Raw genomic sequence first — 11857 nt, 5'->3', positions numbered from 1 at the left:
CCCTATGCCCGCTCCCCGCATCAAGTCCCCGGCCCTCCTCGTCGCCGAGTCCGGCGCCGACCGCGCGGGGCACGGCCTCAAACGCACGATGGGCCTGTTCCAGCTCGTCTGCTTCGGCGTCGGAGCCATCGTCGGCACCGGCATCTTCGTCGGCCTGTCCGACTCGGTCGCCCAGGCCGGCCCCGCCGTCGTCGTCTCCTACGTACTGGCCGCGATCACCTGTGTGTTCACCGCCTTCTCCTTCGCCGAGCTCGGCGGCGCGATCCCCGTCGCCGGATCGTCGTACTCCTTCGCCTACGCCGGCCTCGGCGAGACCACCGCCTTCCTGGTCGGCTGGTGCCTGCTGCTGGAGTACGGCATCTCCATCTCCGCGGTCGCCGTCGGCTGGAGCCAGTACGTCAACGAGCTGCTGCACAGCCTCACCGGATGGCAGCTCCCGGCCGCCCTCTCCGCCGGACCGGGCGACGGCGGGGTCGTGAACGTCCCGGCCGTCGCCGTCATCGCCATGGCCTGCGTGCTGCTGGTGCGCGGGGTGCGCGAGAGCGCCCGGGCGACCGCCGCCATGGCCGTGCTCAAGATCGCCATCCTCGTCGCCTTCTGCGCCATCGGCTTCACCGCCTTCCGGCACGGCAACCTCACCCCGTTCTCCCCGGCCGGCCTCGGCGGCATCGGCGCGGGCACCACGGCCGCGTTCTTCTCCTACATCGGCTTCGACGCGATCACCACGGCCGGCGAGGAGGCCAAGAACCCGCGCCGGGACATCCCCGTCGCGATCCTCGTCTGCATCGGCCTGGTCACCCTGCTGTACTGCGCGGTCGCCCTCGCCGCGATCGGGGCCATCGGCGGCGGCCAGGTCGGCGGCCGCCCCGCCGCCCTGTCCTACGTGGTCAACACGGTGACCGGCTCCTCGGTCGGCGGCGCGGTGATCGCCTTCGGCGCGCTCGTCGCCATCGCCTCCGTGGTGCTGACCGTGACGTACGCCCAGTCCCGCATCCTGATGTCGATGTCCCGCGACGGGCTGGTCCCGCGCGTCCTGCAGAAGGTTTCGCCGCGGACCTCGACGCCCGTCGCCGGCACCCTGGTCGTCGGCGTCGTCTTCGCGATCCCCGCGGCCTTCGCGACGCTGGACGTCGTGGTCAACCTGTGCACCATCGGCACGCTCGCCATCATGGGCGTCGTCAACATCGCCGTGATCGCGCTGCGCCGCCGCGAGCCGGGCCTCGCCCGCACCTTCCGGGTGCCGCTCTACCCGGTGCTGCCGCTGCTCGGCGTCGGCTGCTGCCTGTACCTGATGTACGAGACGGGCTGGACGACCTGGCTCCAGTTCGCCGTCTTCCTCGTGGCCGGGCTGCTGCTGTACGCCGGCTACGGGCGCCGGCACTCCCGGCTCGCGGCGCGGTCCGGGGCGGCGGAGGTCACGCCGGACGCAGCCGAGGCGGCGGGATCGCGGCCAGCCTGAACCACACCGCCTTGCCCGACGCGGTCGGGCGGTGCCCGCAGGCGGAGCTGAGGGCGCGGATCAGCAGCAGGCCGCGCCCGTTCTCCTGCCAGGGGTCCGGTGCCGTCAGGACCGGCCGGGTCAGGCCGCCGGGCGGGTCCGGGTCCGGGTCGTGCACCTCGACGTGGCAGCCGGTCGGCAGCACCTCCACCACCAGCTCTATCGGGCCCCGGCCCGCGGTGTGCTCCACGGCGTTCGCCACCAGCTCCGCGGTCAGCAGCTCCGCCGTGTCGCCGTCGGCCGTGTGCTCCAGCTCGGACAGCGCCGTACGGACCAGCGCGCGCGCCACGGGCACGGCGGCGGCCGTGTGCGGCAGCGCGACGCGCCAGGAGGCTGGAGTGGCAGAGGGGGGTTCGTACACCGTGGGTCCGTTCGTGGCGCAGGACATCCCAGTGATCGTCATCAGGCCGTCCTGCTTTCGACGAGGGAATGGTACGGGTCGGCCTACCCGGGCGGACGACCGGCCTCCCCTGCTCCCTCCCGCCGTTACCGCGCCGTCGACGAGCCGTGACGAAGCGACGAGGAGTGGCCGCATGGTCACAAGCACTATCGCGCACTCGTGACGACAGTCACGCATGAGTGATAACTTCGGTGAGGAGAACCCAGCGAGGCACAGGTCGTGGCAGTCCCCCGAGGAGGCCGTCCGTCATGAGTCCCTTCACCGGCTCCGCAGCCCGCACCTCCGACTGGCGCCACCTGCGCGTCGAGCGCGCCGACGGCGTCGCCACGGTCACCCTCGCCCGCCCCGACAAGCTCAACGCGCTCACCTTCGGCGCCTACGCCGACCTGCGCGACCTGCTCGCCGAGCTGTCCCGCGAGCGGGCCGTGCGCGCCCTGGTGCTGGCCGGGGAGGGGCGCGGCTTCTGCTCGGGCGGCGACGTGGACGAGATCATCGGCGCCACGCTGGGCATGAACACATCCGAGCTGATGGACTTCAACCGGATGACCGGGCAGGTCGTACGGGCGGTACGGGAATGCCCGTTCCCGGTGATCGCGGCGGTGCACGGGGTGGCGGCCGGGGCCGGCGCGGTCCTGGCCCTGGCGGCGGACTTCCGGGTCGCGGACCCCACCGCCCGCTTCGCCTTCCTCTTCACCCGCGTCGGCCTGTCCGGCGGCGACATGGGCGCCGCCTACCTGCTGCCCCGCGTCGTCGGACTCGGCCACGCGACCCGGCTGCTGATGCTCGGCGAGCCGGTGCGCGCGCCCGAGGCCGAGCGGATCGGCCTGATCAGCCACCTCACCGACGAGGGCCGCGCCGACGAGGCCGCCCAGGACCTCGCCCGCCGCCTGGCCGACGGCCCCGCCCTCGCCCACGCCCAGACCAAGGCGCTGCTCACCGCCGAACTGGACATGCCCCTGTCCGCCGCCGTCGAACTGGACGCCTCCACCCAGGCCCTGCTGATGAACGGCGAGGACTACGCCGAGTTCCACGCGGCCTTCACCGAGAAGCGCCCGCCGAAGTGGCGGGGGAGGTGAGCAGGCGGTGACCGGCGCCATGAGGGTCGCGGTCATCGGCGGCGGACCCGGTGGCCTGTACGCCGCCGCCCTGCTCAAAAGACTCGACCCGGCCCGCGAGGTCACCGTCTGGGAGCGCAACGCGCCCGACGACACCTTCGGCTTCGGCGTCGTGCTCTCCGACGAGACCCTCGGCGGGATCGAGCACGCCGACCCGGTGGTGTACGAGGCCCTGCGCGGGGAGTTCGTGCGCTGGGACGACATCGACATCGTGCACCGCGGCACCCGGCACACCTCCGGCGGCCACGGCTTCGCCGCGCTCGGCAGGCGGCGCCTGCTGCGGATCCTGCACGAGCGCTGCCGCTGTCTCGGCGTCGAGCTGCGCTTCCGCACACCGGCCCCGCCCCCGGCCCGGCTCGCACAGACGTACGACCTGGTCGTCGCCGCCGACGGCGTGCACAGCGCCACCCGCGCGGCGTACGCCGACGTCTTCCGCCCCCGGGTGACCGGCCACCGCTGCCGCTACATCTGGCTCGCCGCCGACTTCGCCTTCGACGCCTTCCGCTTCGAGATCATCGAGACCGAGCACGGCGTGATGCAGCTGCACGGCTACCCCTATGCGGCGGACGCCTCCACCGTGATCGTCGAGATGCGCGAGGAGGTGTGGCGCGCGGCCGGTTTCGCGGACATGGACGAGCAGGAGTCCGTCGAGCACTGCGCCAAGATCTTCGCCGACGCGCTCGGCGGCCACCCCCTGCGCTCCAACAAGTCCGCGTGGACCACCTTCCGCACGGTCGTCAACGAACACTGGTCGCACGGCAACCTGGTGCTGCTCGGCGACGCCGCCCACACCGCCCACTTCTCCATCGGCTCCGGTACCAAGCTCGCCGTCGAGGACGCCCTCGCGCTCGCCGCCTGCCTGGAGGAACAGCCCTCACTCGCGGAGGCGCTCACGGCCTACGAGGAGGAGCGCAGGCCGGTCGTCGCCTCCACCCAGCGCGCCGCCCGGGCCAGCCTGGAGTGGTTCGAGGACCTGGGCCTCCACCTAGACCAGCCGCCCCGCCAGTTCGCCTTCAACCTGCTCACCCGCAGCCGCCGCGTCACCCACGGCAACCTCGGGCTGCGCGACCCCCGCTTCACCGAGGCCGTGGAGCGCGAGTTCGGCTGCCCGCCCGGCACGCCCCCGATGTTCACCCCGTTCCGGCTGCGCGGCCTGACCCTGCGCAACCGGGTCGTGGTGTCCCCCATGGACATGTACTCCGCGGACGACGGCGTCCCCGGCGACTTCCACCTCGTCCACCTGGGCGCCCGGGCGCTGGGCGGCGCGGGCCTGGTGATGACCGAGATGGTGTGCGTCAGCCCCGAGGGCCGGATCACTCCGGGGTGTACCGGCCTGTGGTCCGGGAAGCAGGCCGAGGCCTGGCGGCGGATCACCGACTTCGTGCACCGGCGGTCACCGGGCACCGCGATCGGCGTGCAGCTCGGCCACAGCGGGCGCAAGGGCTCGACCCGGCTGATGTGGGAGGGCATGGACGAGCCGCTCCCCGAGGGCAACTGGCCGCTGGTGGCCGCCTCCCCGCTGCCGTACACACCGGGCAGCCAGGCCCCGCGCGAGCTCTCCCGCGCCCAGCTCACCGACATCCGCGAACAGTTCACCGGCGCCGCCCTGCGGGCCGCCCGGGCCGGCTTCGACCTGCTCGAACTGCACTGCGCCCACGGCTACCTGCTCTCCGGCTTCCTCTCCCCGCTCACCAACCACCGCACCGACGCCTACGGCGGCTCGCCGGCGAAACGGCTGCGCTTCCCGCTGGAGGTCTTCGACGCCGTACGCGGAGCGTGGCCCGAGGAGCGTCCGATGACCGTGCGGATCTCCGCCACCGACTGGGCCGAGGGCGGTACGACCGCCGAGGAGGCCGTGGAGATCGCGCGCGCCTTCGCCGCGCACGGCGCCGACGCGATCGACGTGTCGACCGGGCAGGTGGTGGCCGAGGAGCGGCCGGAGTTCGGACGCTCGTACCAGACGCCGTTCGCCGACCGCATCCGGCACGAGGCGGGCGTCCCGGTGATCGCGGTCGGCGCGATCTCCTCCTGGGACGACGTCAACTCCCTGATCTTGGCCGGACGTACGGACCTGTGCGCGCTGGGTCGCCCGCACCTGTACGACCCGCACTGGACGCTGCACGCCGCCGCCGAGCAGGGCTACGAGGGCCCGGCCGCGGTGTGGCCCGCCCCCTACCGGGCGGGCAGCCGCCGCCCGCGGACGGGCCGTACGGACGCGCCCAAACCCCGTCTGTCACTGGGCGGTTGACCGGCGTCACAGTCCGGCGAACTCGGCCCCCGCGTCCCGCAGCCGCTCGTGCAGCCCCTGGAAGACGGCGGCCGAGCGGGCGCCCGGCCAGCCCGCGGGCAGCAGCCGGGCGGGCAGGCCCGGGTCGGCGTAGGGCAGGTGGCGCCAGGAGTCCAGGGCGAGGAGGTAGTCGCGGTAGGCATCCTCGGGCGGGGTGTCGGCGCGCCGCTCCCAGGCGCGCAGCACGCGCGCGTGCCGGTCCAGGAACGCCTCGTGCCGCTCGGCGATCGCCGCCAGGTCCCACCACCGCCCGACCGCCCGAGCGGTCGGCGTGAAGCCCAGGTGCTCGCCGCGGAAGAAGTCCACGTACGGGTCCAGGCCCAGCCTCCGGAGCGTGTGCCGGGTCTCCTCGTACAGCCGGGCCGGGGCGATCCACACCCCGGGCGCCGCCGTGCCGAAGCCGAGCGCGGCCAGCCGGGAGCGCAGCACGTGCCGCTTGTTGCGCTCGGACTCGGGCACGGAGAACACCGCCAGTACCCAGCCCTCGTCCCCGGGCTGCCCCGTGGCGTAGATGCGGCGGTCGCCGTCCTCCAGCAACTGCCGTGCCTCGGCGGAGAGTTCGTAGCCCGCCGCGCCCTGTGCCGTCCGGGCCGGCAGCAGCAGCCCGCGCCGCTTGAGCCGGGACACCGAGGAGCGCACGGACGGCGCGTCCACCCCCACGGCGGCCAGGAGCCGGATGAGCTCGGCGACGGGCACCGGGCCGGGTGCGAAACGGCCGTAGGCGCCGTAGAACGTGACGATCAAGGACCTTGGGGCGTGTTGCGCGTGCTGGTCGGACACGTTGATCATCTTAGGCCGTCGGTATCACTGCTGGTCACCGTGGTCGCCGGTCGCCGGTCGCCGTGGTCGCCGGTCACCGTGGTCGCTGTGCGCCGTCGACGCGCAGCCGGAACCGCTGGAGCTTGCCGGTGGCCGTGCGCGGCAGCGCGTCCAGGAAGACGATCTCGCGCGGACACTTGTACGGGGCCAGCTCGGACTTCACGTATGCCCGCAGCGCCTCCGCGTCCCGCCGCGCGCCCTCCCGCAGCACGGCGTAGGCCACCACCACCTGCCCGCGGGCCTCGTCGGGCCGCCCGACGACCGCCGCCTCGACCACGTCCGGATGGCGCAGCAGCGCGTCCTCCACCTCCGGTCCCGCGATGTTGTACCCGGCCGAGACGATCATGTCGTCGGCGCGGGCCACGTAGCGGAAGTAGCCGTCCGGCTCGCGGACGTAGGTGTCACCGGTGACGTTCCAGCCGTCCCGCACGTACGCGCGTTGCCGCGGGTCGGCGAGATAGCGGCAGCCGACCGGCCCCTGGACGGCGAGCAGACCGGGCTCCCCGTCGGGCACGGGGGCGCCGTGCTCGTCCTGCACGCGCGCGTGCCACCCCGGTACGGGCACGCCCGTGGTGCCGGGCCGGATGGCGTCGTCGGCCGCCGAGACGAAGATGTGCAGCAGCTCGGTCGCCCCGATGCCGTTGATGATGCGCAGCCCGGTCCGCTCGTGCCAGGCGTGCCAGGTGGCCGCGGGAAGGTTCTCCCCGGCGGACACGCAGCGCCGCAGCGACGAGACGTCGTGCCCGTCGAGCCCGTCGAGCATCGCGCGGTAGGCGGTGGGCGCGGTGAACAGCACGGACACCCGGTGCTCGGCGACCGCGGCCAGCAGCTGCCGCGGACGGGCCTCTTCGAGCAGGAGCGCGCAGGCGCCGGCGCGCATCGGGAAGACGACCAGCCCGCCGAGACCGAAGGTGAAACCGAGCGGGGGACTGCCCGCGAAGAGGTCGTCCGCGTGCGGTCCGAGCACATGCCCGGAGAAGGTGTCCGCGATCGCCAGCACGTCCCGGTGGAAGTGCACACAGCCCTTGGGCCGCCCGGTGGTGCCCGAGGTGAACGCGATGAGCGCCACGTCGTCGGCGGCGGTGTCCACGGCCGGATACGGCGTGCCGGGCGCCGGTCGGCGCAGGAGGTCGTCGGGGGAGTCGCCGCCGTAGGTGGCCACGGCGAGCCCGGGCACCTCGGCCTTGGCCAGGTCGTCGACGGACCGGATGTCGCACAGCGCGTGCCGGACCCGGGCGATCTCGCACATCGTGCGCAGCTCGTGCGGGCGCTGCTGGGCCAGCACGGTGACGGCGACCGCGCCGGCCTTCAGCACGGCCAGCCAGCAGGCCGCCAGCCAGGGCGTGGTCGGGCCGCGCAGCAGGACCCGGTTGCCGGGGACGACGCCGAGATCGCCGGTCAGGACGTGCGCGATGCGGTCGACGCGGGTGCGCAGTTCGCCGTAGGTCCACGTCTGTCCGGTGGGAGTACGGAACACGGGACGCCCGGCGTCCGCGTGGTCCAGCAGTTCGGCGGCGCAGTTCAGCCGGTCGGGGTAGCGCAGCTCGGGCAGGTCGAAACGGAGCCCGGGCCACTGGTCCGGGGGCGGGAGGTGGTCGCGCGCGAAGGTGTCGACGTGGGCCGAGGCCGTCGGCGGCCGGGTGTCGGTCCTGCTCGGGTCCATGGCGGGTCGCCCCCTTGTCGTGGTGGGCTCGCACAGGGAGCGTAGCGCGTTGGTGACGACAGTCAACGGTACGCGATACGGTGGCCGTGCCCCGGTTGGTTGCCCGGAAGGACCCTGGAGCAAGGCCCTGGAACAGGGAGGACCGGCGAATGCCCGCATTCTCGCTCGAACCGGAACAGACGGCCTGGTGCGCCGAGCTGCGCGCCCTGGCCGCCGACCGGCTGCGCCCGCTCGCGGACAAGGGCGAGCCGGGCCACGTCAACCGCGCGCTGCTCACCGAACTCGGCCGGCTCGGGCTGCTGGAGCGCCTGTTCACCTCGGGCGCGCTGGACCTGTGCCTGATGCGGGAGTCCCTGGCGTACGCCTGCACCGAGGCCGAGACCGCCCTCGCCCTGCAGGGTCTGGGCGCCCACCCGCTGCACGCCCACGGCACCCCGGCGCAGCGCGCCCGCTGGCTGCCGGCGGTGACTTCCGGTACCGCCGTGGCGGCCTTCGCCCTGAGCGAGCCGGACGCGGGCTCGGACGCGGCGGCGCTGGCCCTCCGGGCGGAGCCGGAAGGGCCGTCCCGCTGGCGGCTCACCGGACGGAAGTGCTGGATCTCCAACGCCCCCGAGGCCGACTGCTACACCGTCTTCGCACGTACGACACCGGGCGCCCGCTCCCGCGGCGTGACCGCGTTCCTGGTCCCGGCGGACCGTCCCGGCCTGACCGGCACCGCGCTGGAGATGCTCTCCCCGCACCCCATCGGCGTGCTCGACTTCGACGGCGTCCCCGTCACGGAGGACGACGTGGTCGGCGAGGTGGACGGCGGCTTCCGGGTGGCCATGGGCACGCTCAACCTGTTCCGCCCCAGCGTGGGCGCCTTCGCGGTCGGCATGGCGCAGGCGGCACTGGACGCGACGCTGGCCCACACCGCCCGCCGGGAAGCCTTCGGCGGCAGGCTGAGAGACCTCCAGACGGTCGCCCACCAGGTCGCCGAGACGGCCCTGCGCACGGAGGCGGCCCGCCTGATGGTGTACGCGGCGGCGACCGCGTACGACGAGGGCGCCCCGGACGTCCCCCAGCGCGCCGCCATGGCGAAGCTGCTCGCCACCGAGACCGCCCAGTACGTCGTCGACACCGCCGTCCAGCTGCACGGCGCCCGCGCCCTGGCCCGCGGCCACCTCCTCGAACACCTCTACCGCGAGGTGCGCGCACCCCGTATCTACGAGGGGGCGAGCGAGGTCCAGCGGGAGATCATCGCCAGGGAGCTCTACGCCGAGCAGCACACGACCAGGGAGGCCCCGTGACCGCCGAGCGCGTCAACCCGCCCGAACTGTCCCCGCCCGCGGGCTTCTCCCACGCGGTGGTCGCCACCGGCTCCCGGCTGGTGTTCCTGGCGGGCCAGACGGCACTCGACGCCGACGGCAAGGTGGCCGGCGACACCCTCCCCGAACAGTTCGAACGCGCCCTCGCCAACCTCCTCACCGCCCTGCACGCGGCCGGCGGCACCCCCGCCGACCTGGCCCGCGTCACGGTCTACGCCACGGACCTCGCCGCGTACCGCGCCCAGGCCCCTGAACTGGGCCGCATCTGGCGTCAGTTGGCAGGACGCGACTATCCGGCGATGGCGGTCGTACAGGTGGTCCGCCTGTGGGACGAAGAGGCGATGGTGGAACTCGACGGCTACGCGGTGCTGTCCTAGAAAGAACCCGCGATCGGTCAGCGATCGGTCAGCGGTCGGCCCGCTGGTCGATGCCCGCGTCGTCGGGAGGGCCGGGAGCGTCCAGGATCGAGGTCTCCACCTCGCCGACGCCCCACCCGTACGCCAGCTTGTGCACCTCCAGCACGAAGAAGGAGTCCGTGGAGACGATGCCGTCGATCAGGTGCAGGCGCCGCGTCATCAGGTCGGTGAAGTGGTCGGTGTCCCGGCAGATCACCTCGGCCATGATGTCGAACCCGCCCGCCGTCATGATCACGTACGCGGTCTCGGGCAGTTCCCGCAGCGCACGGCAGACCGACGGGGCCGTGCCGGGCCGTACCCGGATGCCGATCATCGCCAGTCGGTCGAACCCGATGGTCAGCGGGTTGGCGATGCCGACGACCTGCAGGATGCCGGCCTCCTTCAGCCGCTGCACCCGGTAGCGCACCGAGGAGGCCGGGATGCCCACGTCCGAGGCGATCAGGCTGTAGGCGCGCCGTCCGTCGGTCTGCAGGATGGCGATGATGCGCCGGTCGATGTCGTCGAGCGGGCTCGGGGAGGACATACGGCTGCTCCGGAGGTCGCGTCCAAGGGGCCGGCCCGGGCCGGCGGCAGCCCCCACGGCAGGAGGACGGCCACCGGCGCCGGCCGGTCCAGGGTACGGAGCCCGGCGGAGCGGGCCGGTCGCAACAGCCGGGATCAGACGCTCATGACACCGGTGCGCAGGTCGCACATGTCGAGCAGGGTGTGCTTGCCCCCGATGCGGCCCCAGCCGGTGCCGCGGCTGCCCACGCCGCCGAACGGCATGTTGACGTCCCAGAAGCAGGTGCTGTCGTTGACGATGACCTGGCCGACGGCCATCTCCTCGACGAATCGGTACGCCGAGGCCATGCTCTGCGTGAACACGGCGCCCTGGAGGCCGAGTTTGTCGTCGTTGGCGATCCGCAGCAGTTCGTCGTCGCTGCCGCCGGTGATGATCGGGACGACCGGACCGAAGGACTCCTCGCGGGACAGCAGGCTGTCCTCCGGCACACCGTCGACCACGGTGAACTCGTAGTACAGGTTGGTGGGTTGGCCTGCGCGGCGCTGCCCGCCGAGCAGGATCCGCGCTCCCCGCTCCCGGGCGTCCGCCATGTGCCGGTCCATCTTGGCCGCGACGCCCTCGTTGTTGAGCGGGCCGAGGTTCGTCGCCGCGTCGAACGGGTCGCCGAGCACGACGTCCTCGGCGGCGCGGAGCACGGCCTCGACGAAGCCGTCGTGCGCGTCGGCGTGCACGACCACCCGCTCCGTGGCACAGCACACCTGCCCGGAGCACAGGTACGCGCCGTACACCGCGGCCCGGGCCGCCGCGTCCAGGTCGGCGTCGGCGAGCACCACCAGCGGGCCGTTGCCCGAGCACTCCATGACGGAGCGCTTGAGGCCCGCGGCGGCCGCGATCTTCGCGCCGGTCGCCGAGGAGCCGATGAAACCGATGGCGTCGATGCCGGGGTGGCGCACCAGCATGTCCCCGGCCGCGCCCTCACCGGGCAGCACGTTGACCAGGCCCGCGGGGACCCCCGCCTCGACCATCGCCTCCATGGCCTTCAGCACGGTCAGCGGGGTGTTCGCCGGCGGCTTGACGACGTGCGCGTTGCCGGTGGCCAGGCCGGGGGCGACGAACTCGGCGAGCATCAGCAACGGGAAGTTCCAGGGGGTGATGATGCCCCAGGTGCCCACCGGCCGGTAGAAGGTCCACATCCGCTTGGTGCTGTCCGTGGACGGCATCGTCTCGCCGTGCAGGCGCACCGCGTCCTCGGCGTGCAGGTGGAACAGCTGCGCCGCCTCCTCGATGTCGGCGACCGACTCGGCGAGTGGCTTGCCCTGCTCCAGGGTCTGCAGGCGGGCCAGTTCCTCCACCCGCGCGGACAGCGCGTCGCCGACACGGTGACAGATCTCCGCGCGCTTCCAGACGTTGACCTTCGCCCAGGCCTGCTGCGCCTCGTTCGCGGCCTTCACGGCGGCGTCCAGGTCCGTGGCGGAGGGGAGCGGGACGGTACCGACGTGCGCGCCGGTGACCGGGCTGATGATGTCGTAGGTCTCGGTACCGGTGCTGTCGGCGTAGTCGCCGTTGACGAAGAACGGGTGCACGGCAGACATGAAGAGCCCTTCTGGTCGTGACGGGGAGAGCGCAGAGGGGGAGTGGTGCCCACACCATCGGATGGGCAATGAAAGGCTGTCAATAGGCCGGAACCCGCAATTCAAAGGCCAGTTGATTGCTGAATCAGCAGGCTCAAGTCATTGACACTGCGAAATCGGTGGCTCTACGGTGCGGGGCTCATGGGCTCCGGGTCTGCCCCGGGGCACGCCACCGCGCTCTTCCTTCCCGGCTCTTCCCTCCCCGCTCTTCCCTTCGGC

At 73.1% G+C, this 11857-nt stretch carries 10 protein-coding genes; 5 read left to right on the top strand and 5 right to left on the bottom strand.

Annotated elements, in window-relative coordinates; all coding sequences use genetic code 11:
* Positions 1 to 4: 4 nt before the first annotated feature.
* Entirely contained in the window at positions 5 to 1459 is a 1455-nt protein-coding gene (locus tag C1I97_RS20540; protein ID WP_111004684.1) for an amino acid permease, read from the top strand.
* Here the strand turns inward: C1I97_RS20540 and C1I97_RS20535 are convergent.
* Entirely contained in the window at positions 1416 to 1901 is a 486-nt protein-coding gene (locus C1I97_RS20535) for an ATP-binding protein (RefSeq protein WP_181446819.1), read from the bottom strand. The two genes, C1I97_RS20540 and C1I97_RS20535, sit on opposite strands and share 44 nt — an antisense overlap.
* A gap of 245 nt (positions 1902 to 2146) precedes the next feature.
* Here C1I97_RS20535 and C1I97_RS20530 point away from each other — a divergent pair, with 245 nt between their 5' ends.
* Positions 2147 to 2974 carry an enoyl-CoA hydratase family protein gene (locus C1I97_RS20530; RefSeq protein ID WP_111004682.1) on the top strand — a complete coding sequence of 276 codons (828 nt, stop codon included), beginning with the start codon at positions 2147 to 2149 and terminating at the stop codon, positions 2972 to 2974.
* A 19-nt stretch (positions 2975 to 2993) separates the two neighbouring features.
* Positions 2994 to 5261 carry a bifunctional salicylyl-CoA 5-hydroxylase/oxidoreductase gene (locus C1I97_RS20525; protein ID WP_111004685.1) on the top strand — a complete coding sequence of 756 codons (2268 nt, stop codon included), beginning with the start codon at positions 2994 to 2996 and terminating at the stop codon, positions 5259 to 5261.
* A gap of 6 nt (positions 5262 to 5267) precedes the next feature.
* On the opposite strand, the gene C1I97_RS20520 is transcribed toward C1I97_RS20525, so the two are convergent.
* Both C1I97_RS20520 and C1I97_RS20515 read right to left on the bottom strand, forming a co-directional pair.
* Complete coding sequence (locus C1I97_RS20520; RefSeq protein WP_111004681.1) at positions 5268 to 6089, bottom strand: PaaX family transcriptional regulator; 822 nt, start codon at positions 6087 to 6089, stop codon at positions 5268 to 5270.
* A 64-nt stretch (positions 6090 to 6153) separates the two neighbouring features.
* Complete coding sequence (locus tag C1I97_RS20515) at positions 6154 to 7782, bottom strand: AMP-binding protein (RefSeq protein WP_111004680.1); 1629 nt, start codon at positions 7780 to 7782, stop codon at positions 6154 to 6156.
* Positions 7783 to 7931: 149 nt separating this feature from the next.
* On the opposite strand from C1I97_RS20515, the gene C1I97_RS20510 reads away from it, so the two are divergent.
* Together C1I97_RS20510 and C1I97_RS20505 are read left to right on the top strand one after the other, a co-directional pair.
* Complete coding sequence (locus tag C1I97_RS20510) at positions 7932 to 9071, top strand: acyl-CoA dehydrogenase family protein (RefSeq protein ID WP_111004679.1); 1140 nt, start codon at positions 7932 to 7934, stop codon at positions 9069 to 9071.
* A complete protein-coding gene (locus C1I97_RS20505; RefSeq protein WP_111004678.1) occupies positions 9068 to 9466 on the top strand; it encodes a RidA family protein in 399 nt (132 codons plus the stop codon). Before C1I97_RS20510 ends, C1I97_RS20505 begins: the two co-directional genes overlap by 4 nt.
* A gap of 28 nt (positions 9467 to 9494) precedes the next feature.
* Here the strand turns inward: C1I97_RS20505 and C1I97_RS20500 are convergent, their stop codons facing one another.
* Together C1I97_RS20500 and C1I97_RS20495 are read right to left on the bottom strand one after the other, a co-directional pair.
* On the bottom strand, positions 9495 to 10028 hold the full coding sequence (locus C1I97_RS20500) for an Lrp/AsnC family transcriptional regulator (RefSeq protein ID WP_111004677.1): 534 nt from the start codon (positions 10026 to 10028) through the stop codon (positions 9495 to 9497).
* Positions 10029 to 10162: 134 nt separating this feature from the next.
* Positions 10163 to 11599 carry an aldehyde dehydrogenase family protein gene (locus tag C1I97_RS20495; RefSeq protein WP_111004676.1) on the bottom strand — a complete coding sequence of 479 codons (1437 nt, stop codon included), beginning with the start codon at positions 11597 to 11599 and terminating at the stop codon, positions 10163 to 10165.
* Between the last annotated feature and the right edge of the window lie 258 nt (positions 11600 to 11857).

Origin of the sequence: Streptomyces sp. NTH33 (assembly GCF_003236365.1) — a bacterium.
In the GTDB taxonomy this organism is placed as follows: domain Bacteria; phylum Actinomycetota; class Actinomycetes; order Streptomycetales; family Streptomycetaceae; genus Streptomyces.
Note: the sequence above shows the minus strand (reverse complement) of the source record. Positions and strands in the feature narration are given on the sequence as shown.

What these genes read in the sequence shown, in the direction of transcription:
- C1I97_RS20535 (WP_181446819.1), bottom strand. Translation starts at nt 1,901, where the DNA reads ATGACGATCACTGGGATGTCCTGCGCCACGAACGGACCCACGGTGTAC.
- C1I97_RS20495 (WP_111004676.1), bottom strand. Translation starts at nt 11,599, where the DNA reads ATGTCTGCCGTGCACCCGTTCTTCGTCAACGGCGACTACGCCGACAGC.
- C1I97_RS20515 (WP_111004680.1), bottom strand. Translation starts at nt 7,782, where the DNA reads ATGGACCCGAGCAGGACCGACACCCGGCCGCCGACGGCCTCGGCCCAC.
- C1I97_RS20520 (WP_111004681.1), bottom strand. Translation starts at nt 6,089, where the DNA reads ATGATCAACGTGTCCGACCAGCACGCGCAACACGCCCCAAGGTCCTTG.
- C1I97_RS20510 (WP_111004679.1), top strand. Translation starts at nt 7,932, where the DNA reads ATGCCCGCATTCTCGCTCGAACCGGAACAGACGGCCTGGTGCGCCGAG.
- C1I97_RS20540 (WP_111004684.1), top strand. Translation starts at nt 5, where the DNA reads ATGCCCGCTCCCCGCATCAAGTCCCCGGCCCTCCTCGTCGCCGAGTCC.
- C1I97_RS20525 (WP_111004685.1), top strand. Translation starts at nt 2,994, where the DNA reads ATGAGGGTCGCGGTCATCGGCGGCGGACCCGGTGGCCTGTACGCCGCC.
- C1I97_RS20530 (WP_111004682.1), top strand. Translation starts at nt 2,147, where the DNA reads ATGAGTCCCTTCACCGGCTCCGCAGCCCGCACCTCCGACTGGCGCCAC.
- C1I97_RS20500 (WP_111004677.1), bottom strand. Translation starts at nt 10,028, where the DNA reads ATGTCCTCCCCGAGCCCGCTCGACGACATCGACCGGCGCATCATCGCC.